General features: G+C 63.2%; 23 protein-coding genes. 12 read left to right on the plus strand and 11 right to left on the minus strand.

Annotated elements, in window-relative coordinates; genetic code table 11:
• Nucleotides 1–9: 9 nt before the first annotated feature.
• The 3 genes from NKH23_RS16765 to NKH23_RS16775 all read right to left on the minus strand — a co-directional run bounded on the left by NKH23_RS16765 (nt 10) and on the right by NKH23_RS16775 (nt 3,153).
• Nucleotides 10–939 carry a pseudouridine-5'-phosphate glycosidase gene (locus NKH23_RS16765; protein WP_352717845.1) on the minus strand — a complete coding sequence of 310 codons (930 nt, stop codon included), beginning with the start codon at nt 937–939 and terminating at the stop codon, nt 10–12.
• Between the two features lie 12 nt (nt 940–951).
• Nucleotides 952–2,061, minus strand: a complete 1,110-nt coding sequence (locus NKH23_RS16770) for a carbohydrate kinase (RefSeq protein ID WP_352717844.1) — start codon at nt 2,059–2,061, stop codon at nt 952–954.
• A gap of 243 nt (nt 2,062–2,304) precedes the next feature.
• Nucleotides 2,305–3,153 (minus strand): MurR/RpiR family transcriptional regulator, encoded by an 849-nt coding sequence (locus NKH23_RS16775; RefSeq protein ID WP_352717842.1) that lies wholly within the window; start codon nt 3,151–3,153, stop codon nt 2,305–2,307.
• A gap of 185 nt (nt 3,154–3,338) precedes the next feature.
• Between NKH23_RS16775 and murA the strand changes: the two genes are divergently transcribed.
• From murA to NKH23_RS16820, 9 genes are all read left to right on the plus strand, one after another.
• The gene (gene murA, locus NKH23_RS16780) at nt 3,339–4,595 is read left to right on the plus strand and encodes a UDP-N-acetylglucosamine 1-carboxyvinyltransferase (protein ID WP_352912849.1); all 1,257 of its coding nucleotides are present in this window, start codon (nt 3,339–3,341) and stop codon (nt 4,593–4,595) included.
• Nucleotides 4,592–5,482: a glucosamine kinase nucleotide-binding domain-containing protein gene (locus NKH23_RS16785; RefSeq protein WP_352717838.1), complete on the plus strand. Its 891-nt coding sequence runs from the start codon at nt 4,592–4,594 to the stop codon at nt 5,480–5,482. Before murA ends, NKH23_RS16785 begins: the two co-directional genes overlap by 4 nt.
• Before the next feature lie 185 nt (nt 5,483–5,667).
• Nucleotides 5,668–6,591, plus strand: a complete 924-nt coding sequence (gene murQ / locus NKH23_RS16790) for an N-acetylmuramic acid 6-phosphate etherase (RefSeq protein ID WP_352912930.1) — start codon at nt 5,668–5,670, stop codon at nt 6,589–6,591.
• A 98-nt stretch (nt 6,592–6,689) separates the two neighbouring features.
• On the plus strand, nt 6,690–8,210 hold the full coding sequence (locus tag NKH23_RS16795; protein ID WP_352717836.1) for an ABC transporter substrate-binding protein: 1,521 nt from the start codon (nt 6,690–6,692) through the stop codon (nt 8,208–8,210).
• A 34-nt stretch (nt 8,211–8,244) separates the two neighbouring features.
• On the plus strand, nt 8,245–9,204 hold the full coding sequence (locus NKH23_RS16800; protein WP_352717834.1) for an ABC transporter permease: 960 nt from the start codon (nt 8,245–8,247) through the stop codon (nt 9,202–9,204).
• Nucleotides 9,204–10,043, plus strand: coding sequence for an ABC transporter permease (locus NKH23_RS16805; protein ID WP_353035087.1), 840 nt, complete (start codon nt 9,204–9,206; stop codon nt 10,041–10,043). The genes NKH23_RS16800 and NKH23_RS16805 overlap by 1 nt, the downstream gene beginning before the upstream one ends.
• The gene (locus NKH23_RS16810; protein ID WP_352717831.1) at nt 10,040–11,788 is read left to right on the plus strand and encodes an ABC transporter ATP-binding protein; all 1,749 of its coding nucleotides are present in this window, start codon (nt 10,040–10,042) and stop codon (nt 11,786–11,788) included. The genes NKH23_RS16805 and NKH23_RS16810 overlap by 4 nt, the downstream gene beginning before the upstream one ends.
• Before the next feature lie 70 nt (nt 11,789–11,858).
• Nucleotides 11,859–12,860, plus strand: a complete 1,002-nt coding sequence (locus NKH23_RS16815; protein ID WP_352912850.1) for a serine hydrolase domain-containing protein — start codon at nt 11,859–11,861, stop codon at nt 12,858–12,860.
• Between the two features lie 5 nt (nt 12,861–12,865).
• Nucleotides 12,866–13,996: an anhydro-N-acetylmuramic acid kinase gene (locus tag NKH23_RS16820; RefSeq protein WP_352717827.1), complete on the plus strand. Its 1,131-nt coding sequence runs from the start codon at nt 12,866–12,868 to the stop codon at nt 13,994–13,996.
• On the opposite strand, the gene NKH23_RS16825 is transcribed toward NKH23_RS16820, so the two are convergent.
• Together NKH23_RS16825 and NKH23_RS16830 are read right to left on the minus strand one after the other, a co-directional pair.
• Nucleotides 13,997–14,425, minus strand: coding sequence for a GNAT family N-acetyltransferase (locus tag NKH23_RS16825; protein ID WP_352717825.1), 429 nt, complete (start codon nt 14,423–14,425; stop codon nt 13,997–13,999).
• Between the two features lie 49 nt (nt 14,426–14,474).
• The gene (locus NKH23_RS16830) at nt 14,475–15,656 is read right to left on the minus strand and encodes an MFS transporter (protein WP_352717823.1); all 1,182 of its coding nucleotides are present in this window, start codon (nt 15,654–15,656) and stop codon (nt 14,475–14,477) included.
• 48 nt (nt 15,657–15,704) lie between these two features.
• Between NKH23_RS16830 and NKH23_RS16835 the strand changes: the two genes are divergently transcribed.
• The 3 genes from NKH23_RS16835 to NKH23_RS16845 all read left to right on the plus strand — a co-directional run bounded on the left by NKH23_RS16835 (nt 15,705) and on the right by NKH23_RS16845 (nt 17,852).
• Nucleotides 15,705–16,244, plus strand: a complete 540-nt coding sequence (locus NKH23_RS16835; RefSeq protein WP_352452390.1) for an Lrp/AsnC family transcriptional regulator — start codon at nt 15,705–15,707, stop codon at nt 16,242–16,244.
• A gap of 141 nt (nt 16,245–16,385) precedes the next feature.
• Complete coding sequence (locus NKH23_RS16840) at nt 16,386–16,925, plus strand: dihydrofolate reductase family protein (RefSeq protein ID WP_352717821.1); 540 nt, start codon at nt 16,386–16,388, stop codon at nt 16,923–16,925.
• Nucleotides 16,926–16,934: 9 nt separating this feature from the next.
• The gene (locus tag NKH23_RS16845; RefSeq protein ID WP_352912852.1) at nt 16,935–17,852 is read left to right on the plus strand and encodes a sigma-70 family RNA polymerase sigma factor; all 918 of its coding nucleotides are present in this window, start codon (nt 16,935–16,937) and stop codon (nt 17,850–17,852) included.
• Nucleotides 17,853–17,927: 75 nt separating this feature from the next.
• On the opposite strand, the gene NKH23_RS16850 is transcribed toward NKH23_RS16845, so the two are convergent.
• From NKH23_RS16850 to NKH23_RS16875, 6 genes are read right to left on the minus strand one after another with little or no spacing between them, the layout of a single operon-like run.
• On the minus strand, nt 17,928–19,187 hold the full coding sequence (locus NKH23_RS16850; RefSeq protein ID WP_352717817.1) for an ABC transporter substrate-binding protein: 1,260 nt from the start codon (nt 19,185–19,187) through the stop codon (nt 17,928–17,930).
• A gap of 48 nt (nt 19,188–19,235) precedes the next feature.
• Entirely contained in the window at nt 19,236–19,664 is a 429-nt protein-coding gene (locus NKH23_RS16855; protein ID WP_352717815.1) for a DUF4440 domain-containing protein, read from the minus strand.
• Between the two features lie 8 nt (nt 19,665–19,672).
• The gene (locus NKH23_RS16860; protein WP_352717813.1) at nt 19,673–20,728 is read right to left on the minus strand and encodes an aldo/keto reductase; all 1,056 of its coding nucleotides are present in this window, start codon (nt 20,726–20,728) and stop codon (nt 19,673–19,675) included.
• Nucleotides 20,725–21,084, minus strand: a complete 360-nt coding sequence (locus NKH23_RS16865; protein WP_352717811.1) for a TIGR04076 family protein — start codon at nt 21,082–21,084, stop codon at nt 20,725–20,727. The genes NKH23_RS16860 and NKH23_RS16865 overlap by 4 nt, the downstream gene beginning before the upstream one ends.
• Nucleotides 21,085–21,573 (minus strand): DUF3830 family protein, encoded by a 489-nt coding sequence (locus tag NKH23_RS16870; protein ID WP_352717810.1) that lies wholly within the window; start codon nt 21,571–21,573, stop codon nt 21,085–21,087. It abuts the gene before it with no gap.
• Nucleotides 21,570–22,298 (minus strand): GntR family transcriptional regulator, encoded by a 729-nt coding sequence (locus NKH23_RS16875; RefSeq protein ID WP_353035089.1) that lies wholly within the window; start codon nt 22,296–22,298, stop codon nt 21,570–21,572. Before NKH23_RS16875 ends, NKH23_RS16870 begins: the two co-directional genes overlap by 4 nt.
• Nucleotides 22,299–22,354 lie beyond the last annotated feature (56 nt).

A 22,354-nucleotide genomic window follows, 5' to 3' on the forward strand; every position in this document is an offset into this window, starting at 1 on the left:
GTGCTGCCTCTATCTGGTCGCGCTCTTCAATTCCGCATGCGCCACCGCGATGCGGGCGGCGAGCGCGGCGTTGTTGCGGACCAGCGCGATGTTGGCCCTCAGGCTGCGGCCTTGCGAAAGCTCGTTGATGCGGGCGAGCAGAAACGGCGTTAGTTCCTTGCGCCCGATGCCGCGCTTCTCTGCCTCAGCCACGGCCGCTGCGATTGTGCCGTCGATGAACGCCGGATCGAGCGCGTCCGCTTCGGGGATTGGGTTGGCGACGAGAATGCCGGTGCCGGATTCCATCTCATCATGCAGCAGCATCGCTCGCGCGATCTCGTCGGGCGTGTCGAGGCGATGATCGGCCTTGAGCCCGCTGGAGCGGGTGTAGAAGGCCGGAAAATCGTCGCTCCGGTATGCGATAACCGGTACGCGCTGGGTCTCCAGGTATTCCAGCGTCTTCGCAATATCGAGGATCGACTTAACTCCGGCGCAGACGACGGTCGTGCCGGTCTGGCCGAGTTCGGTCAGGTCTGCGGAGATATCGAAAGTGGCTTCGGCGCCGCGATGCACGCCGCCGACACCGCCGGTCGCAAAAATGCCGATGCCGGCTAAAGCGGCGATCCGCATCGTCGCCGAGACGGTGGTTCCGGCCGAGCCACCACGCACCATTATGGCGGCGAGATCGCGCCCGGAAGCCTTGACCACGCCCTTTGCCGCTGCCAGCTCTTCCAGTTCACGGTCATCGAGGCCAACCTTAATCTTGCCGGCGACTACCGCGATCGTGGCGGGCACGGCGCCGTTTTCACGCACCACCGTCTCGACACCACGGGCAGTTTCCAGATTGGCCGGATAGGGCATGCCATGGGTGATGATAGTCGATTCCAGTGCCACCACCGCGCGGCCTTCATCAAGCGCGGCAGCGACTTCGTCGTTCAAGTGGACAAGGGAAGGTTTCATATCATCTCGCTTTCAGGCAGGAATGCGGTACATGCCGGCGGCAAGGAAGCGCGGCGACAGATCAGGATGGACGCTGGATTCGCTCTCGGTAGTCAGCGTGGCAAGCAGCGCGCCGGTGCGCACGGCATGAGCGAGCGGCTCACCCGAAAGCACCTTGTACAGAGTGCCGGCGATCATCGCGTCACCGGCGCCGGTGATGTCGACGGGCTGGGCCGGGACGGAGTGCATGGTCGTCACACCGCTCTCGGTCGCAACGGCAAATCCATGCGCGCCTACGGTCACGATCACCTCGCCAGCGCCGGCCGCGCGCAGCGCTGCCGCTGCCTCCTCCGGCGTCAGCCGCTTGTCGGCATCCGTCATGCCGAGCATCGTACTGGCCTCGTCATGGTTGGTGAACAGAAGGTCGATGCCGGTCAGGTCCTTCGGCAGCCGCGCTGATTTCGGCGACGAGACCGTGTCGACGGCGAGCTTGAAGCGCGCGCCCTGCTTGCGCGAGATCAGTGCTGCGAGGGTCGCAGCCGGCAGATTGCAGTCGATGAACACCCATGTCGCTGAAGCCAGATGCGGCCAGAAGCGGTCGAGATAGGACGACGAAAACAGATCGAAGATCTCCATGTCGGCAATGCCGAGCACGAGATCATTGTTGCGGTTGAGGATGGCCGCATATTCGGCCGTCGGCCGTTCCGTGGTGGTGATGACCTGACTGACATCGGCGCCAAGATCGCGCAGGTGCCGCACCAGCGAGCGGCCGGTTTCATCGTCGCCGACGATCGAGACGAAGCTTATGTCGACGCCGAGGCGTGCAAGGTTTTCGGCGACGTTGCGGGCAACCCCGCCGAAGCTGCGATAGCCGTCGACCGGGTTCGACGTCTCGAAAATCAGATCCTTCTTGGCGTGGTATTTGCGGTCGAGCACCGCGCCGCCGACGCAGACCATGCGCTTGGACGTCGGCAAGACGTAACCACGGCCGAGAATGTAGCCCTTGTTGACGAGTTGCACGATGTGGGCCGCGACCGTCGAGCGGGCGATGCCGAGCACCGTTGCTATGTCCTGCTGACCGGCGAATGGGTTCGCCGCAATGAGGTCGAGAACCGCTTGTTCCTGTGCTCCAAGGTCGTCCATTGTTTTATCCGGCCGTCAAATTCAAGGCTTTCAATATTCAGACAACAGATGCTGTTGTCAACATTTGTTTGTTCCGCCGCATTGGCCACCGGCGCCCGCCAGCGGACTCCGTGGCCGCCTGACGAGGAGAGCGGTTGCGACGCATTGAAGAAAGGTACTTCACCAAAGAGGGCGAAACTTGCTCTTGGCGGCGTGCAGGACCAGGGGAGGACTGAGTGCCTTTACGCGAAACTGCGAAGGCCGCTAAGCCTTCAGCACCGAGACGGCCAGTTCGCTGTTGTGGACGTATTCGTTGGCGTCAGGCTGCTTCTGCACGAGCAGGATGAACAGCAGGTCGGTTAGGGTCAGTTGTGCATCACGCGCGGTTATCGATGAGGAGCGCGCGCGCTCTTCATCGGCGATCGTGTGGAGGCGAATGTCGGCAACCCGGCTCAGCGGATTGTCGCGAAGTCCGGTGACGGCGATAACGGTGGTGCGACGTTTGCGGGCAAGTTCAGCTATCCGCAGGGTTTCGATGCTCGCCCCGGAATAGGAGAGCGCGAACAGCACGTCACCTCGTCCAAGCGTCGAGACATTGGCCATTTGCACATGGCTGTCGCTGTCGTGCAGCACGTTGCGGCCGAGCTTCATCAGCTTGTAGGAAAAATCGCGCGCCACTAGCGAGGATGCGCCGACGCCGGCCAAATGAATGCGGCGCGCACCGTTCAACGCTTCCAGGGCCTTGCCGATTTCCTGCTCGGTGTTGGCCGCGACGGTCTGTTGCATCGACAAAAGCTTGCTGCCGATCAGCTTGCGCAGGATGACCAGATAGCTGTCGCCGACCTCGATCGAACCGTGGATCATGCCGGCCGGCACGTGCCATTCCTGCGACTTGGCCTCGCTGACGGCGAGCTTAAGCTCCTGATAGCTGGCATAGCCGAGCTTCTGGCTGAACTTGACGACGCTCGACTGGCTGCGGCCGATCTCGGCGGCAAGCCCCGCCGTCGATAGGCGGAGCATCTGGTCGGGATTATCGACGATATACCGCCCGATCTCGCGGTCGCCGGGCGCCATGACTTCGAGCTTGGCCTCGATCTTCTTCAGGACGGACATGCGTTCCCCCGTTGCCTGTCATCGACAATGCAAAGCCAAGGAATAAATTATTCCGTCTCTGATTGACAGCCAAGAATGAACCATCAAATCTCGACCGCTGCGGTTTCGGCCCAGCCTTCGGCATGTCGACGATTCGGCCATGAAAGATCGTAGACTCGGCGACAGCTCGGGATTAGGTCAGAGCCATGGACAAATTGCGGATCGTCGGCGGGCACAGGCTTGAGGGCGCGGTGACGATCTCCGGCGCCAAGAACGCGGCCTTGCCGCAAATAGCGGCGGCGTTGCTCAGCCCCTATTCGCTGCAGCTGACCAACCTGCCTGACGTGACCGATGTCGAGAACATGCTTGGCGTCGTCAGGCTCCACGGCGCCGAGATCACCCGATCGGCGCATGCTGCCACGATCGCCACGAGCGCTGCCGTGTCCAAGGAAACCACGTACGATACAGTCAGGCGCATGCGCGCGACGGTGCTGGTTCTCGGCCCACTGCTTGCCCGCTTCGGCCATGCCCGGGTCTCGCTGCCTGGCGGCTGCGCGATCGGCGCACGGCCGGTCGACATGCATGTCGCCGCACTTGCCGCACTTGGCGCCGATATCGCGATCGAAAACGGACTGATCGTCGCGTCTGCGCCGAGCGGACTGAAAGGCGCGCGCATCGTCTTGAGTTCACCGTCGGTCGGCGCGACCGAAACTGCGATGATGGCGGCGACGACTGCAAACGGCGAGACCGAGATATTCAACGCGGCCCGCGAGCCGGAGGTGGCCGATCTTGCCGCCTGCCTGAACGCCATGGGCGCGCGGATCGAGGGCGCCGGCACGCACCGCATCCTGATCGAGGGCAGCACCGACTGGCGCGCCGCCACGCACGACATCATCCCGGACCGGATAGAGGCCGGCACCTATGCCGTCGCAGCGGCTATCACCGGCGGTCAGCTTGAGCTGACCCATGCCCGGCTCGAGCACATGGCATCCGTCGTCCAGCTGCTCGAAGCAGCCGGCGTGAAAATATGGCCAGGCGACCGCGGGCTGATCGTATCGAGAGACGGGCCACTCAAAGCCGTCGATGTGACGACGGAGCCCTATCCGGGCTTTCCGACCGATCTCCAGGCGCAGTTCATGGCGTTGATGTGCTGTGCCGAGGGCGCTTCGCTGTTGCGCGAGACTATCTTCGAGAACCGCTTTATGCATGTGCCCGAACTGATGCGGCTCGGCGCCAACATCAAGCTGCAAGGCACCATGGCGCTCGTGCGCGGAGGCGAGAAGCTGAAGGGCGCGCAAGTGATGGCGACCGACCTGCGCGCCTCCGTCTCGCTCGTGCTGGCAGCGCTGGTGTCCGAGGGCGAGACGACGATCAACCGTGTGTACCACCTCGACCGTGGCTATGAGCAACTGGACCGCAAGCTCCGGCTGTGTGGCGCCCAGATCGAGCGGATAAGTGGATGAGTTCCGGCGCGGCGTCTCCGCATTATTTCCTGGGCGTCGATGGCGGCGGAACCGGCTGCCGGGCGCGTATCGAAGACGAAGCAGGAATCGTGCTCGGGCAAGGGCTGTCGGGCCCGGCGACAACGCGGCTCGGTATAGAGGCGGCCTGGGCCTCCGTTGCCAAGGCCTTTGGCGCGGCTATCGAAGAAGCAGGGTTCGCGGCGGCGGAAATCGCCGGGATCCGCGCCGGCGTCGGTCTTGCCGGCATCGGCCGTAAGGGTGCGCTTGAGGCGTTTCGCGGCATTGGACATCCCTTTGCGAGCATCGACTTCGTCAGCGACGGCGTCGCGGCTTGCCTTGGCGCGCATTCGGGTCAAGACGGCGCCATCGTCATAGCCGGGACCGGTTCGATCGGGCTCGGCTTTGTCGAAGGGCGCGACCTGCGCGTCGGCGGCTACGGTTTTCCGATTTCCGACGAGGGCAGCGGCGCTGATCTCGGACTGAAGGCAGTGCAGCTTGCCTTGCGAGCCCATGACGGCCGGCATGAGCGGACGGCGCTGCTGGCCGAGGTGATGCAGCGCTTCAAGGACGATCCGTTCGAGGCGGTGGCCTGGATGGACCGCGCCAGCGCGACGGACTATGCCGCCATGGCGCCCATGGTGATCCGCCATGCCGACCAGGGCGATCCGGCCGGTCGGCGGATCGTGCAGGGCGCTGCCGAGCAGATCGACACGTTCGTGCGGGTGCTGTTCGAAAAAGGCGCGCCGCGGGTTACGCTGCTCGGAGGTTTGTCCAGCCCGCTTGAGCCATGGCTCGCTCCCGACGTCCGCCGACGGCTGAAGCCGGCCGACGGCGATGCGGTTTCGGGAGCCATAATCCTGGCCAGAAAATCGCTCTGCCGCCAGTGATGCCTTGCCCGGCAAGGAATATAATATTCCTGCTTTCCGTTGACAGAGGGAATATCGAATTCTAAAAAGTTAACGAAACAGAACCGGCACGGCCGGTACGGAGCCGACGGCCAGGTGCAGGCACTGGACGCCGCTTGCCGCGGGCATCACAGTCCTGCTCGCAGTCGCACTTGAAAGTAAGCGAAGTGGTCGAACAAGGGTTGATGTCGGAGCTGGAGCGGCTGGTTTCCGAGGACCGGAACCCGAAGACGATGGACATCGATCTGTTGCCGACCCTCGAGGTGCTGCGCAAGATCAATGACGAGGACAAAGGCGTTGCGGCAGCCGTCGAGAAGGTCATCCCCGATATTGCTGCGGCCGTGGACCGGATCGTGAGTGCGTTCCAGAAGGGGGCACGTCTTGTCTATATGGGCGCCGGCACCAGCGGCCGGCTCGGCGTCCTCGACGCCTCGGAATGTCCGCCGACCTTCGGCGTACCCGAGGACATTGTGGTGGGCCTGATCGCCGGCGGCGTCGACGCGCTGATGCACTCTGCGGAAGGCGCCGAGGACGATCCGAAACAGGGAATAAAGGCGCTGCAGGACATCAAGCTGACCGCCGGCGACGTGGTGGTTGGCATCGCTGTCAGCGGACGCACACCCTATGTCATCGGCGGCTTGACCTATGCCAAGGAGGTGGGAGCCACCACCGTGGCGCTGTCCTGCAATCCTCGATCGACCATTGCCGGCATTGCCGATATTGCCATCTCTCCGGTGGTTGGCCCGGAGGTTCTCACCGGCTCGACCCGGCTGAAATCGGGAACCGCGCAAAAGCTGGTGCTCAACATGCTGTCTACCGCCAGCATGATCCGCATCGGCAAGAGCTATCAGAACCTGATGGTTGACCTCAATCCGAGCAACAAGAAGCTTGTCGCCAGGGCGATCAGGATCGTGATGCAGACGACCGGCTGCGCGGCGCAGCAGGCACGACAGGCACTCGATCAGACCGGCAATGATGTAAAACTGGCAATCCTGGTGACGATCACCGGCGTGGGCGTCGAAGAAGCACGTAAGGCGCTTGCCAACGCGGGAGGTTTCCTGCGCAAGGCGATAGGCGAAAAGACGGTGTAAGACCGCATGGATACTGGGCCGATGTTCCGGGGCGTGTGTCCCTTTGAAGCGGTCCGGCGAACTGCAAGGCATCAGGTTAACGATAATGGGAGACGACAATGGTACGGCACATTGGCAAGAAACTGCTTTCCGGCATGACGCTCGCGGCAATGATTGGAATCGCCGCGCTACCGGTGCGGGCGAGCGCGGCGACGCTGCATATGGCGTGGTCGCAGGACGCCACAGGTCTTGATCCGCACAAGCAGACGGCATTCTCCTCACTGCGGCTGCTGGAGCTGATCTATGAGCCACTGGTGCGGCTCGACGCAAACCTGCAAATCACGCCCGCGATTGCCGATTCTTGGCAGTTCTCGCCGGACGGCAAGGAGCTGAGCTTCAAGCTCAATCCGAAAGCAAAATTCCAGAACGGCGCCGCCGTGACCTCGGCCGACGTCAAGGCATCGTTCGAGCGCATACTCGACGAGAAGACGGGTGCTGCCGCCCGCGCCAACTTTCTCTCGATCGCCAGCATCGACACGCCCGATCCAGCCACCGTCGTGTTCCACCTCTCGCAGCCGGACGTGCCGATCCTGACGGCGATGAGCGACGTCAATGCGGCGATCGTCCCGGCAAGCGAAATCACGGCCGGCTCGATCGGCACGACGACGGTCGGCTCGGGTCCGTTCAAGCTCGAGAAATGGGATCCGAATTCCAAGGAAGTGCTTGTCGCCAACAAGGATTGGGCGGGCGGCGCGACTGGTGTCGACGGCATCGAGATCAGCGTGCTGCCGGACGAGACGGCGATCCTGGCCGCGATGCGCACCAAGCAGATCGATTTTGCCCTGCTCAACGATCCGCTTGTCGCCACGCTGGTGCCCAAGGAAGCCAGCCTGCAGTTGAACCGCGTGCCGGTGCTTGCCTATCACGTGCTGCAGCTCAATCCTTCCCGCAAGCCGATGACCGAACTCAAGGTGCGTCAGGCGATTTCCTGCGCCATCGACCGGCAGGAAGTGCTGGACACCGCCTCGCTCGGCGAAGGCAAGATCACCGGCCCGCTGACCATCCCGGCGCTGGCGACCGATCCGAACCAGTTGTTCTGCTATAAGCGCGACATTGGGAAGGCCAAGCGGTTGATGGCCGAAGCCGGCTATGCCAACGGCTTTTCGGCGACCGTGATCGGCGCCACCGGCGAGCCGCCGACGGCAGCGGCGGAAGCCCAGGTCATCCAGTCGCAACTCGCAGAAATCGGCGTGAAGCTCGATATCAGGATGATGGAGCTCAACGTCTACGTCGACGCCTGGCTGAAGGGCGATTTCGACATGGCCGTCGCGCTGAACGGCGGCAGGGCCGATCCCTACACTATGTACAACCGCTACTGGACCAAGACCGGCAATCTGCAGAAGGTGGCGAACTATATCGACGATACGCTGGACAGCCTTATGCAGAAGGGCCGCACCGAGACCGACCCGGCAGCACGCAAAGCGATCTTCGCCGACTTCGAGAAGCACATCACTGAGATGTCGCCCTGGATCTGGCTCTACACGTCCTACAGCTACACGGCACAGCAGAAGAATATCGCAGGATTCGAACCGGTGCCGACAGGTTCGCTGTTCAGCCTCGCCAAGGTGACGATCCAGTAGCTGCTTCGATGCCGGACGAGAGGACATTCTTCGCGTGAACTATCTGATGCGGCGACTGGCGACCTTCCCTCTCGTCCTGCTTGGCGTGTCCATCGTGGTGTTCCTGGCGATCCGGATGGTTCCGGGCGATTCGATCACGGCAATGCTGGGGACCGAAGCCGGCCTGCTGACGCCGCAGCAGCGCGATGCGCTTGCAGCTTATTTCGGCATCGACCAGCCCTGGTTCATCCAGTACTGGCGCTGGCTGCTTGGTCTTTTCCAAGGTAACCTCGGCATTTCGTCCACCTATGGCAGGCCGGTGCTCGACGTCATCCTCGAGCGTTTCCCGCTAACGTTGGAGCTCGCCCTGCTGTCGATGGTCATCGCCCTGGTTGTCGGCATGCCGGCCGGGATCTTTGCCGCCACTCATAATGAAAAGCTGTCCGACCTCGGCGTGCGCGTTGTCGCAATGATCGGGCAGTCGACGCCGAACTTTGTCCTTGCCCTGCTGATCATCTACACGCTGTCGGCGGGGTTTGGCGTTTTGCCGGCGATGGGTGAGTTTTCGCCGCTGTGGCAGGATCCGCTGCGCAATCTCGGCCAGCTGTTGCTGCCCGCCGTGACGCTCGGCTTTGCCTTCGCGGCTTCGGTGACCCGTATATCGCGTTCGGCGATGCTCGATGTGCTCAGCGACGATTATGTCAGGACGGCGCGCAGCAAGGGCGTTTCGGCGCGCGACGTCATCTGGCGGCATGCTTTGCCCAACGCGCTCATCCCGGTCGTGACGCTGAGCGGCATAGAGTTCGGCTATCTCCTGGGCGGAGCAGTCATCGTCGAGCAGATCTATGCACTGCCCGGTCTCGGCCGCATGGTGCTGGATGCCATCCTGCAGCGCGACTACGCGCTGGTGCAGGGAAGCGTGCTGTTCATCGCCTTCAACTTCATGATCGTCAATCTCCTCGTCGACCTCGCCTATGTCGCGCTCGACCCGCGTATTCGGCTAAGCGAGCACTGATGGCGACATTGCGGGCTATACTTGCGCACACCAGCGGCCGCATCGGCGGTGCCATCGTTGCGCTTTATCTGCTGCTTGCCATGCTTGGCATGCTGGGACTGACGCCGGACAATCCGCTGACGCAGCACCGGGTCGAGCGGCTGCATGCGCCTGACGGCACCTACTGGATGGGCACGGACCTGTTCGGCCGCGATGTAGCAAGTCGGCTGATGTCCGGGATCGGCCAGTCCTTCATCGTGGCCTTCTTTTCGGTCGCCTTCGCGACACTGGCCGGCACCGTGCTCGGGCTGGCGGCAGCCTGGTTCGGGCGCCGCTGGGACGGCCTGGTGATGCGCATCATGGACGTTCTGCTGGCGTTCCCGGCGATCCTGCTGGCGCTGCTGATCGTCGCGGTTGCGGGACCGGGAATCTCGACCAGCGTCATTGCCATCGCCATCGTCTACACGCCGATCTTCACGCGCGTCGTGCGAGGTCCGGCTCTGTCGCTCAAGGCGCGCGAGTTCGTCGACGCGGCCCGCACGTTCGGCAGCAGTGCGGGCTATATCGTAACACGGCATCTGCTGCTCAATCTGGTGGCGCCACTGACGGTTCAGGTGACGCTGGCGCTGGCCTGGGCACTGCTGACCGAAGCCGGCTTAAGCTTCCTCGGGCTCGGCACGCAGCCGCCCGCTGCGTCGCTCGGCCTGATGCTGAGCGACAGCCGCAATCTGATGGAGACAGCTCCCTGGCTGATGATCTTCCCGGGGGTAGCGATCATGATCAGCATCCTCGGTTTCAACCTGCTCGGCGATGCGTTGCGCGATGTCCTCGACCCGAAGATGCGGAGATCGATCGCATGATCCCGCTGCTGTCCGTCAGCGGATTGCGCGTCGGCTTCGGCCGCAACCCGAAAGCCAATGAGGTCGTGCGCGGCGTCAGCTTCGAGCTCGCCGATGGCGAAACGCTGGCTATCGTCGGCGAAAGCGGTTCGGGCAAGTCGGTCACCGCGCTGTCGATCAATCGCCTCGTCGATTATGGCGGCGGCCGCATCACCGCGGGCTCGATCAAGCTGAGACGGGCCGACAACAGCATTTTCGACCTGACCGCCGCGGCCGAGCCGCAACTGACGAAGATCCGCGGCGGCGAAATCGGCATGATCTTCCAGGAGCCGATGAGCTCGCTCAATCCGGTGCTGACCATCGGCAGGCAGATCGAGGAATCGTTTCGCCTGCATCGCGGCCTGACCGGTCGGCAAGCGACGGCGGCGGCCAAGGACGCGCTCGACCGCGTGCGTATTCCCGACGCTGCACGGCGGCTGAAATACACGCCCAACCAGCTTTCGGGCGGCATGCTGCAGCGGGTGATGATCGCCATGGCGCTCGCGTGCAACCCGCGCCTGCTCATTGCCGACGAGCCAACGACGGCGCTGGATGTTACGGTGCAGGCGCAGATCATGGCGCTGCTCGCCGAGTTGAAGCAGGAAACCGGGATGTCGATGATCTTCATCACCCACGACATCGGTCTGGTTGCGGGCATCGCCGACAAGATCATGGTGATGCAAAGCGGAGAAGCTGTCGAGCAGGGCGCGCTGAACCAGATATTGGACGATCCGCAGCATCCCTATACGCGGCATCTGCTGCATGCGGTGCCGCATTTCGCCGGCGGCAGTGCGACACGCAGGGACGCGCAACGCGAAAAGCAAAAAGCTGCCGAGCCGGCGCTGAAGGTCGATGGCCTCGTAGTGCGATTTCCGGTCAAGGCTGGGTTTTTCAGCCGTGTCACCGGTGCCGTGCACGCAGTGGACGGTGTGGATTTCGAGCTGATGCCGGGCGAGACATTGGCGGTCGTCGGCGAGAGCGGTTCCGGAAAGTCCACCACCGCCCGCGCGATTCTGGGGCTGGTGCGCTCGACGCGCGGCACAATCTCGGCCAGCGCGCGCAAGGCCGCCGCCGGGCAGAGCGCCCTTCCCGTGCAGATGGTGTTCCAGAATCCCTATGGCTCGCTCAATCCCAGACTCACCATCGAAAGCATCCTCGCAGAGCCGGTGATCGCCACCGGCGGACGGATAACTGCTGAAACGCGGGCGAAAATGGCCGCGCTGTTGAAACGCGTCGGCCTTCCGGAAAACAGCCTGCAGCGCTATCCGCACGAATTCTCCGGCGGCCAGCGGCAACGCCTGTGCATCGCTCGCGCGCTGATGCTCAATCCTTCGGTTGTCGTCCTCGACGAAGCGGTTTCGGCGCTCGATGTGTCGGTGCAGACCAGGGTGCTGGAGCTCTTGATCGAGCTGCAGCGTGAATTCGGGCTGGCCTATCTGTTCATCTCGCATGACATGGCTGTCGTCGAGCGGATCGCCCATCGCATCGCGGTCATCTATGCCGGCCAGATCGTCGAGATCGGCGATGCCAGATCGGTGCTCTCGGAGCCGAAGCACTCCTATACCAAACAGCTTATCGCGGCCGTTCCCTCCATAGACCGGCGGCATGAACGTTTCGAGCTGGACACGCGCCAGGTCCCCTCGCTTGTACGGCCGCTGGGATTTGAGCCGGGCCCGGCCAATTGGCAGCAATTCGGGCCGGATCATAGAGCACGGTTGGACGTGTGATGATTATCACCCGAAAGCATGCAGAGTCAGACGGACAGCCCCCTCGCTGCCTTTCAGACGGAGGCCGCAATTGATCGACCATGATCTCTTCGACCGCGCATTCGCCCCGCTCGAAGCGGCCGTGGCTGCGTCGCGCATTCCGGGCGGCGTGCTCGGCATAGTCGACCGGGACGGCGAACGCATCGTCCGGGCAATCGGCTCAGCCCAAGTCGTGCCGAAGATAAGGCCGATGCATGTCGGGACATGGTTCGACCTGGCATCGCTGACCAAAGTCATCTTCACCACGCCGCGTATCCTGGCACTGGCGGAAGAAGGCGTCATCGACCTCGACGCGCCGCTGATTTCGGTCCTGCCCGACTTTCGCCAATATGACGAAAAAGCCTGGGAACGGAACGTAACGTTTCGCCGGTGTCTCGGCCATCAGACACCGTTTCCCGCCGTCGCGCCGATCTACACCTACGGCCGCGATCCCGAGCTGTTGCGCGCCTTTGTCCTGCAGCGCGAGTGGCAGGTCGGGGAGCCGGTCTATTCCGATATCAACTTCATCCTGCTCGGCTTCGTGCTGGAGCGCCTGTCCGGCAAGACCATTCGCGAAATGGATCCCGGTCCGGGCTTCGCGTTCTCCGCCGAACCGGATCAAGCGGCGGCGACCGAAGATTGCACATGGCGCCGTCGTGTGCTCTGCGGCGAAGTCCACGACGACAATTGCTCGGCATTGCAAGGGGCCGGTCACGCCGGGCTGTTCGGAACGGCAGCTTCGGTCCTCGACTTTGCGCGAGGGCTGCTGGACGGGACCGGCGCATCCGCGAGTTCGATAGCGCTGATGCGCACGCCCTTGTCGGCAACCCGCACCCATGGCTGGGAGCGACCCTACGAAGGCTGGTCCGGCGGCGGGCTGTGCAGCCCCGAAACCTTCGGGCATACCGGCTTCACCGGCACCGGGCTTTGGGTCGACTTCGACAAAGGCAGAGCGTGGACCTTGCTCACCAACCGGATCCATCCGACACGTCATTTCAACAGCGGGATCGCAGCGCTTCGCCAAGCGGTCGGCGATCTCGTCAATGGAGCCTGAGAGTCATGAATCCGAAAAATGGCGAACCAATGTGGGCCGTCGGCCTGATGACCGGCACCGTGCTGGACGGCAATATCGACGTCGCGCTGATCAAGACTGACGGCGAACGGATCGCGGATTTCGGCACCTACACGCTGGCCCCCTACCCGCAGTCGATCCGGACCTTGCTGGAAGAGACGCTTGGCCAGGCAAGGAGCTGGAATTTCACCGGGCCGGAACCGGCAATCTTCCGCGAGGCCGAAGAGGCGCTGACGCGTGCGCAGTCTCATGCGGTCAAGGATCTTGTCGAAAGCCACGGCCTGATCATGGCCGACATCGGCGTCGTCGGCTTCCACGGCCAGACCGTGCTGCACCGTGCCCCGCATGCCGGCCGGCTCGGCCAGACTCGCCAGCTCGGCGATGGCGAGCTGATGCATGCCATCCTTGGCACCAGGGTCGCCTATGACTTCCGTTCGGCCGACATGCGCGCCGGCGGCCAGGGCGCGCCGCTGTCGGCCGCCTATCACGCCGCGCTACTGCGCGAAGCCGACGCCAGCGGCGACACGGCGGTGCTCAATCTCGGCGGCGTCGCCAACATCACCTGGTGGGACGGCAAGGACAATGTTGTTGCCTTCGACACCGGGCCCGCCAACGCACCGCTGAACGATTTCATCAAATCGAAGGGGCTCGGCGAAATGGACCGCGACGGCGCGCTGGCGCGCGTCGGGACGGTCGACGAGGCACGGCTGGCCAAGCTCCTGCAGCATCCGTATTTGACCAAACCCTACCCGAAATCGCTGGACCGTTTCGATTTCGGCGCCTCGATGGCGGACGGGATGAATGCCGAGGATGGCGCTGCCCTGCTGACGGCCTTCACCGCGGCCGCCGTCGGCAAGGCGCTCGATCTTCTGCCGCGCCGGCCGAAGCGGCTGGTGGTCAGCGGCGGCGGTCGCCACAATCCAACGATCATGGCCATGCTTGCCAGCCGCGCTGGCGTCGAAGCGGTTCCGGCCGAGGCGCTCGGCTGGAAGGGCGATGCGGTGGAGGCGGAGTGTTTTGCGTTCCTGGCAGTGCGCGTGCTCAGGGGCTTGCCGATCAGCTTCCCCAGTACGACCGGCGTGGCCCGGCCGATGCGCGGCGGACGCCTTGCCGGCTAACTAAGCCGACAATTTCTTCTGCAGGAAGATACGGCTGCGGCCAATGGGGAAATCGGCAAGCACGCCGAAGGGCAGATAGCCCTGGCGCTCATAGGCCTTGGCAGCCTTGGGATTGAACGTGTCGATCCAGGCGCCGTGACAGCCGCGGGCGATCGCCTCCCTCTCGGCCGCCTCGAGCATCCTGCCGGCCATATGCTGGCCGCGCAGTTTTTCATCGACCCAGAGCCATTGCACATAGAGCCAGCCCCAGGCGGTGTATCCCGAGATGCCGGCGACAATAGCGCCGCGCTCATCGCGCACGAACACGGCGAGTGTCTTCCTGCCGGAGGCACCGACATCACCGTCGTTGAACGCCGTAAGCCGCTCTCCAAGAAAAGCCAGCTCGTGCGGCAAGGGATCGCCGGTTGTCTCAAGCGTTGTATTGTCCATCCAACGAGCATCTATCGAAGGACCGGACCGAGACGCAAGCCTTGCTGCGCTACAGCTTCGGTGAACGCCACGCCGCTGCCGCAGCAGCGATCAGCATGAGCAAGGCTGCAACCACCGCCGATGCCGCAAAACCGAATGTGGAATAAAGCGGTCCGAACGCCGTGGTGCCGACGAACACCGCAAGATAGGTCACCGCGCTGTTCAAACCCATGATCGTGCCGCGGCGCGCAGGGTCGAGCGCCGACAGGCGCATCACCAGGACGTTCAGCCCGAAATGATTGGCAAGGCCCCAGACGGCTATCATCGCTATGGTCAGGCCGAAGCTGCCACTTGCCGCAGCAATCGCGACATAGACGACCGCGACGAGCAGGTAGGCAAACGGCATGACACGCCGCGCGCCCAGGCGGTCGATGACGCCGTCGAGAAGTGCCGCCGCACCAAAGCCGGCGCCATAGGCGAGCGCGGCAAGCCCATTGGCACTGACCGGCCGTCCCAAGCCGTTGTGAAGGTGATCGCCGAGATAGCCATAGACACCGTAGAACGCGGTCATGAAGGCGGCGCAGGCAACCAGAAGCGGCACTATGCCGGGAACGGCCAAAGCGCCCAGTGGCGTCGGCGCCGAACCGCTCTTCCTGACATCGCTGAGCGACGTCAGAGACAGGCTCGCCAATGCGAGTGCTGCCAGCACCGCGACCGCCGCGAAAACGGCGCGCCAATGCACCAGATCGGCAAGTACGGCCGACAGCGAAACGCCGGCGACCATGCTTAGCGTCCAGCCGGTCAGCACGACGCCTATGGTGCCGCTTTCACGACCGGGCGGCGCAATCGCGGCAGAGCTGGCGTAGATCGCCGGCATGGCGACACCTGCTGCGATGCCGGCGAGAAGCTGGGCCGCGACCAGCGCCGTCACGGTCGGCGCAGCGGCGCTGGCGACGAGCGCAATTGCCAGCAGCAGCAACGCCCCTTGCAGCATGCGGCGGGCGCCGAGCCGGTCGATGTAGCGCGCCAGGAACAAGGCGCTTGCCGACGTACCGAGCCCGAAGGCAGCGGACGCTATCATGACTGCCGGCACGCTTGTGCCGAAGGATGCGGCCACAGCCGGTGCGATCGGACCGAGCACCAGCGAGTTCGAGCCGATCACGGCGATGCACCCAGTCAGCAGGTAAGCGAGTGCCGGAATTGGCGGCTTGGGGGCCGCTGCGAATGTGGCGACTTGATCACTGTTCGACATATGGCAATAATGGCCGTATTAAATTCTGTATCAATCGGGAATTTTAATATGGATGAAGAAACAGATGGCATTCCGCAGAACAGGCCTGCCGCCCGCGATATCGATGCAACCGACCGAAAAATATTAGGCGTTCTGGTCGACGACGCCACGATCAGCTATGCCGAGCTCGGCGACCGCGTCGGCCTTTCACCGCCGGCAGCCCATGAACGCGTCAAGCGCCTGCGGCGCAGCGGCGCCATCCGCAACACCGCGGTCATCATCGATCCCAAGGCGGTGCACAAGCCGCTGCTTGCCTTCGTCCATATCGACACCAAGGGGTGGGGAAAGACGCCCGAGCTGATGGCAATCTCCGAACACCCCGAAGTCGAGGAGATCCATTCGGTGGCCGGCGACACATGCATGCTGATCAAGGTCCGCACCGAGGACACGCGGGCACTCGAAGGCCTGCTGTCGCGCCTCTACGAAACACCCGGCGTCACCTCGACGCGAAGCTACGTCGTGCTCTCGACCTATCTCGAGCGGCCGGTGCAGCCGGGGATTACGACGGAGTGGCCGACGCCCCGGCACATGGCCAAGCCACTCTATTAACTCAAACGATCCTAACGCGTATCCAAAGTCGAACCGGGAACGTCTTAGACACTGCATCCTGTGGTCATCCATCGGGTCGGTTTCGTTTTCGCCGGTTCCTTGGGTGCGACGGGATGTCTGTTGCGCAACCGGAGACACGCGATGAGAAAATTGATCGTGGGCAGCTTCATTTCGCTGGACGGCGTCATCGAGGCACCAATGGAATGGGCGTCACCCTTCTTCGACGAGGAGATGAAGGAGCACTCCTATGAAAAGGCCGGCGAGGCGGATTTTTTCCTGCTCGGCCGCGTCACCTATGAAATGTTTTCGGCGCGCTGGCCGCAGGTCAAAGGCAGCAAGTACATGGACCGCATGAACGGGCTGAAGAAGCTCGTCGCGTCGCGCAGCCTCAAGGCAGTGAGCTGGAACGCGTCGCTGATCGAAGGCGACGTCGCTGCCGAAATCGCCAGGATCAAGCAGCAAACCGGCGGCAACATATTGAAGTATGGAGTGAGCAATCTCGACCAGACGCTGCTCGCCAACAGGCTTGTCGACGAGTATCAACTCTCGATCGTGCCGACCCGCGTCGGCCAAGGCAAACGCGCTTTCCAGGATGTCGACCCGTCCCTGGTCAAGCTGGAGCTTATAGATACGCACCGTTTCAAGAACGGCGTGATTACGCTGACCTATGTCCCGCTATGATCGTGTACCATGAAGATGCAGCCAAGACTTGACCCGACCCGGCTTTTCGACGTCCGCTACGCCGGCTTCCTGGAGACGGTCGCGCATTTGCGTGGACGGCTGCACCGCTACTGCGCACGCATGACCGGTTCGGCGCTTGACGCCGAAGACGTCATGCAGGAAGCGCTATTCGAGGCCTATCGGAAGATCGAGAAGCTGGACGATGCGAGCGCCCTTCGCCCCTGGCTGTTTCGCATCGCGCATAATCGCTGCATCGATTTCCTGCGAAGCCGGCAGGTCCGCCAGCAGGCTGAGGCCAATTTCGTCGAGGACGAGATCATCCTGCCGGTCGAGCCGGCGGGCCAGGGCGCGGATCGCGCGATCGAGCGGCTGGTGATCCACCTGCCGCCCAAGGAGCGCGCCTGCGTCCTGCTCAAGGATGTATTCGACTATTCGTTGGACGAGATCGCCGATCTCGTCGGCTCGACCGTGGGTGGCGTCAAGGCTGCGTTGAACCGTGGCCGCTCGAAATTGGCCGCCTTGTCGGGCGAGCCAATCGTCCGTTCGGAGCCCAAAAGCGATCCGGAACTTCTGGAATTGCTCAGGCGCTACGTCGAACTGTTCAACCGCCGCGACTGGGACGGGGTACGGGCGTTGACCAGCGCCGACGCACAATTGCGGGTCGCGGATTGCTTCAAGGGCAGGCTGTCGGAATCACCTTACTTCGTCGAATACGAAAAAGCCTCGACGGCCTGGAAAATAGCGATTGGCGAGATTGATGGCGAGGCGGTGCTGCTCGTGCTCCACCATGGCGAAGACGGTTGGAAGCCGGCCCATCCCGTTCGGATCGAAGCCGCCGGCGGGATCATAAATCGCATCACTGATTACTATGCCTGCCCCTGGATCATGCCGGCGGCTGGTGCGGTAGTCGTTTCCAGGCCGGCCTAACCGGCAGCAGGACCTGCAAGTGTCCGGCATCAACCTCAATGAAATGGGATCGATGCCGGACAAGACATAGGCAGTCTACTGAAGCTTCGCCTGCAAGGCGTTGACGTCATCCGTCGTCATTTCGCCGTCGGTCGTCACCTTGCCGTCGACGATCTTCCAGAGCCGGAACGGGCCGGTGATGTCGCCATACTTATCGAAGGCGACCGGACCGATGACGCCTTCGTAGCGGATCGGCTTGCCCTCCTTGATCAGGCCGAGCGCCTTGGCGAACTCGTCCTTGCCGGCATAGATCGGCGTGCCGGCCGGGTCGACTGCCTTGTACATCGCATCCTTGATCTTGGCCGGATCCTCGGAGCCGGCAATGGCGATGGCCAAGCCGACAATGGCGCCGGCATCATAGGATCGGTCGGCCGCCGGGTTCGAAGGTTCGATGCCCGAAAACGCCTTGTAGTTCTTGGTGAAATATTCGGTCGATGCGGTCGGGCTGGTGCCCGAGGACGTGCCATAGGCGTCCTTCAAATAGTCAGCGCCAACGGATTCGATGAAGTCCGGGCTGTTCATGCCGTCATTGAGCAGGAATTTCTGGACACCGCCCTGCGAAATCCAGGTACGGGCGATGGTCGCGCCGTCGACAGGCGTGCTGACGAGATAAAGCCCATCCGGTTCGCCGGCCATCGCCGCGGTCACCTCCGAGGCATAGCTCGACTGCTTTTCATTGTAGGGCGTGTCGGAGACGATGGTGCCGCCGAGCGCCTTATAGGCGCGCGAGAATTCTGCCACCATGTTGACGCCGAAGTCGTTGTTGACGTGGATGACCGACAGCTTCTTGAAACCCTTGTCGATGGCGTATTTGGCGGCGGCGACGCCCTGCAGCGCGTCCGAGGTGATGGTGCGGAAGAAAATGCCGTTGGTCTTGCCGTCGCGTCCGAGCGCGGTCAGCGTCGGCGACGAAGAGGCTGGCGAGACCTGGACGATCTTGGCCGGAGCGGTGACCGAGGTCAGGATCGGGATCGACACCGAGGAGATGATGCCGCCGATGATCACTGGCACCTTCTTGACCTGCACGAGTTGTGTCGCGGCATCGACGGCGATGTTGCCCTGGCTCTGGCTGTCGCGGGTATCGGTCGCGAGATCGCAGCCGCGGACGCCGCCCGCATCGTTGATGTCGCGGAAGGCCATCTCGACCGACTTGGCGCCTGCCTGGCCGTATTCGCCGGCCGGGCCGGTCAGTTCCATGACGAGGCCGACGGTGATCTTGCAGTCGGCGGCTTGCGCTGCGCCGGCCGCTGTCAGCAGAGCCAGCGCGGTGGTGATCTGAAGTATGGTCTTTTTCATTGTTGTTCCCCTTTCGTTACACGACTCTCATTGATGTCTTGAGCCTGTTCAGCCTTCAGGCATCTGCAGCCAGGTTTCATGCAGATGTCGCCATTCAACGCCGTTGGGCGCCGATGAACTGGTGGTGAAAACAACACTCGAGCGACGGCGGCTGTGCTTGCCGGCGCGCTGCTGTGTTTCGACGTAGCAGACGACGATCGCGTCGTCGGCCTGCCAGCCGGCCCGGATATCCTCGATCGAAATAGTGAAGTCGTCATCGCAGGTAGCGCGGCTTGCCCTGACGTGGTCGAGCACTCCGTCGCGATCGAGGATCTGGCCGTCCGGCGCAACCATGCAGAAACCCTCGTTCATGACGCGTTCGAAGCGGCTGAAATCCGCCCTGTCCGCGCTCCCTGCAACGAACCAGTCGACGAAGAAGCGGTGGAGATCGACGACCTCGGCGCTCGCGCGGGAAAACAGAGAGGACTTCTCGTCCATTGCCGCGCTCATATCCGGCCCGCGTTCAGATTGTAGTGCATGATCGAGCCGTGGCGGCCGTGGCGGTCGCGCTCCAGCGTGTAGACATCGCCCAGGGGCCCGCGGCTTTGCGCGATCACGGCAGCGATCCGCGCCCGGTCCTCGGCATCGAGCGCGACGTCCATGATTCTGGCATTGGCAAGGGCGTGCGCCTGGTTGCGGGCGCCGACGATGACGGCCGCCACTTGCGGCTGCTCCAGCACCCAGGCGCTGGCGATGGTGGCGATGTCGACGCCGTGGCGGTCTGCGATGGCCTTCAGTGCGCGAAGCAGCTCCTGAAAAAGCTCCCAGCCGCCGAAATCATCGATGATCAGCTTGTATTTGACCAGCGATCGGTTTTCGAGCGGCGTCTGCGGCTCAACGACATCAAGCCATCTTTCGCTGAGGAAGCCGCCCGCCACCGAACCATAGCAGAGGAAACTGACGCTGTTTTGCTTCGCGAGTGCTGCAAGGCTGTTGGCCGGCCGCTGGTCGAGCACGGAATATTGCAGCTGCTGGCTGACCAGCGGCACGCCAGCGGCCAGGATGTCGGCCAAATGTGGCGTGTCGAAATTTGTGGTGCCGACATTGCGCACCTTGCCTTCGAGCCGGAGGTCGTTGAGCCAACCCATCGCATCGACGTAACCGGGCAGCGCATAATCCCACCAGTGGAACTGGACCAGATCGAGCCGCTCCGTCTTCAGCCGCCGCAGCGACTGGTCGACGATGCCTCTGATGTAGTCACGGCTGATGCTGGAAAGCCTTTCGAGGTCAGGCACCAGCTTGGTGTGAACCTTCATTTTGGCGGCTGCATCAAGGCCGCGCTCATTGGCAAGCCGCAGCCGCGCCGCACCGATCAGTTCCTCGACGCCGGTATAGATATCGGCGCAATCATAGGTCTGGATGCCGGCGTCGAACGTGGCGATCAGGTCGGTCACTGCCTGTTGGCGGTCGATCGCGCCGTGCCCGCCGGCAAGCTGCCAGCCGCCGCGAATGACGCGCGAGATCGTGTAGCCGGGGCTGAGCTCGAATGCCTTGGCGGTCATCTTTGGTCACTCTCCCTGGGCAGCGGCACCGCCGTGGTCTCTGAATGACTGAACCGCCGCTTGCCGGTCCTGACGATTCGCAGCCGGCTGGCGCAATTGGGATCGGGACAGGCGATCTCGGCGTCCGACGTCATCCAGTCGTTCCTGTGGGTCGGGCGCTGCTTTGCTGCTAGAAGCGGCAACACAGCCGCGATGGAATAGATCGAAAAACCCTGCCCCGCCGGCATCGACAGCATCTCACCCTTGAGCTCGAAATAATCACCTGATTTGGCGCCGCAATAGATCGGCTTGCCCTCAGGAATGACCGCCTCGACGCGAAGGTCGAAGAGTTCAAAACTGTCGTCTGGTCCGGCCATTCAGATCTCCACACGCGTGAAGGTGATATCGCAAGCGCCGTTGCGGCGGATCACACCGCAGGTGGCGGCGAACCGGTCGCGCTCCTCGGGACGCACCTGCGCGACCACGCTGCCGGCAAGCCAGCCGATCGGGAACAGCAGGCGCGCCCCCTGGCCATAAAACAAGCCGATGTCGAAAATCGCATTCGGACTGCCGCCCCACATGCGGGGCGGCACGTAGGATAGCACGATGTCGCCCGGCTGCGGCGTCAGCGTTGCATTCTCCGCCGGCAACGGCCTGGCATAGGCTTGGCCCTCAATATCCGCTGATGGAACCGGGCAGGAGATTTCCGGCCCCGTCCACATCGCATGGATGCCGGCAACGACGCGCGGCTTGTCGAGATAGGCCAGCAGGAAGGCAGCGTTGTCGGGCGCCTTTTCAGGCAACAGCAGCGCCGTCACCGAAAGCTCCGAGCGTGGCTCGGTGATCCTGATAGCGGGCATGGTCATGTCTGGCCTTTCGCCGATTGCAGCTTGTCGCGCAGGAAGGCGAAGGGCCGGCTGATGTCGGCCACCAGCGCCTCGCGCGCCGCTTGCGCATCCTGCCTCGCAAGCGCTGCGACGATGCTGCGATGGTAGTGGGCGGTATCGACTTCGCCGGCATCCGAAAAGGCATAGATGGCAACGCGGATGCAGGGTCCTGATTGCAGCCACAGGCTCTCGATCATCGGGATCAGCACGGCGGAACCGCAGCAGCGGTAAATCTCGAAGTGGAAGCTCTGGTTGAGCGTCGCCTCGCGGTCGATGTCCTTCTTGTGCTTCAGCGCCCGCATCTCGTCCCACTCGCCGAGCATGGCCTCGACCGAAGCAATCTGGCGCGGGTTCATGCGCGTGGCGGCCAGCGCGATCGCTTCGCCCTCGATCAAAGAGCGGGCGCGCAAGAGATCGTCGATACGCTCCAGCGTGATCGGCGGCACGCGCACGGAGCGGTTGGGAAGCGCCTCCAGCGCCTTTTCCGTGATCAGCCGTCCGAGCGCCTCGCGCACCGGCATGGTGCTTGTGACCAGCGCATCGGCGAGGCCGCGGATGGTCAGAACCTGGCTCGGCTCAAAAAGGCCGCCGATCAAGGCGCGACGCAGCTCCGAATAGACGCGCTCCTGCACAGTCTCGCGGCCGACCGGCGTAAGCTGGGCTGCGAGCGTTTCGTTGTTCCGTTCGATGGCGGCCTTCTGCATGGGCAGTCCCGGTCTTGGCCGTTTTCGGCTTGCGGAAGAAATTAAAGCCGAATAGC

Source organism: Mesorhizobium sp. M1328, from assembly GCF_040318075.1.
In the GTDB taxonomy this organism is placed as follows: Bacteria; Pseudomonadota; Alphaproteobacteria; order Rhizobiales; family Rhizobiaceae; genus Mesorhizobium.

Coding starts and splice junctions, on each gene's coding strand:
- NKH23_RS16845 (WP_352912852.1), top strand. CDS start 16,935: ATGAAGATGCAGCCAAGACTTGACCCGACCCGGCTTTTCGACGTCCGC.
- NKH23_RS16825 (WP_352717825.1), bottom strand. CDS start 14,425: ATGGACAATACAACGCTTGAGACAACCGGCGATCCCTTGCCGCACGAG.
- NKH23_RS16810 (WP_352717831.1), top strand. CDS start 10,040: ATGATCCCGCTGCTGTCCGTCAGCGGATTGCGCGTCGGCTTCGGCCGC.
- NKH23_RS16850 (WP_352717817.1), bottom strand. CDS start 19,187: ATGAAAAAGACCATACTTCAGATCACCACCGCGCTGGCTCTGCTGACA.
- NKH23_RS16840 (WP_352717821.1), top strand. CDS start 16,386: ATGAGAAAATTGATCGTGGGCAGCTTCATTTCGCTGGACGGCGTCATC.
- NKH23_RS16770 (WP_352717844.1), bottom strand. CDS start 2,061: ATGGACGACCTTGGAGCACAGGAACAAGCGGTTCTCGACCTCATTGCG.
- NKH23_RS16870 (WP_352717810.1), bottom strand. CDS start 21,573: ATGACCATGCCCGCTATCAGGATCACCGAGCCACGCTCGGAGCTTTCG.
- NKH23_RS16805 (WP_353035087.1), top strand. CDS start 9,204: ATGGCGACATTGCGGGCTATACTTGCGCACACCAGCGGCCGCATCGGC.
- NKH23_RS16830 (WP_352717823.1), bottom strand. CDS start 15,656: ATGTCGAACAGTGATCAAGTCGCCACATTCGCAGCGGCCCCCAAGCCG.
- NKH23_RS16860 (WP_352717813.1), bottom strand. CDS start 20,728: ATGACCGCCAAGGCATTCGAGCTCAGCCCCGGCTACACGATCTCGCGC.
- NKH23_RS16785 (WP_352717838.1), top strand. CDS start 4,592: ATGAGTTCCGGCGCGGCGTCTCCGCATTATTTCCTGGGCGTCGATGGC.
- NKH23_RS16855 (WP_352717815.1), bottom strand. CDS start 19,664: ATGGACGAGAAGTCCTCTCTGTTTTCCCGCGCGAGCGCCGAGGTCGTC.
- murA (WP_352912849.1), top strand. CDS start 3,339: ATGGACAAATTGCGGATCGTCGGCGGGCACAGGCTTGAGGGCGCGGTG.
- NKH23_RS16835 (WP_352452390.1), top strand. CDS start 15,705: ATGGATGAAGAAACAGATGGCATTCCGCAGAACAGGCCTGCCGCCCGC.
- NKH23_RS16875 (WP_353035089.1), bottom strand. CDS start 22,298: ATGCAGAAGGCCGCCATCGAACGGAACAACGAAACGCTCGCAGCCCAG.
- NKH23_RS16820 (WP_352717827.1), top strand. CDS start 12,866: ATGAATCCGAAAAATGGCGAACCAATGTGGGCCGTCGGCCTGATGACC.
- NKH23_RS16795 (WP_352717836.1), top strand. CDS start 6,690: ATGGTACGGCACATTGGCAAGAAACTGCTTTCCGGCATGACGCTCGCG.
- NKH23_RS16765 (WP_352717845.1), bottom strand. CDS start 939: ATGAAACCTTCCCTTGTCCACTTGAACGACGAAGTCGCTGCCGCGCTT.
- NKH23_RS16865 (WP_352717811.1), bottom strand. CDS start 21,084: ATGGCCGGACCAGACGACAGTTTTGAACTCTTCGACCTTCGCGTCGAG.
- NKH23_RS16775 (WP_352717842.1), bottom strand. CDS start 3,153: ATGTCCGTCCTGAAGAAGATCGAGGCCAAGCTCGAAGTCATGGCGCCC.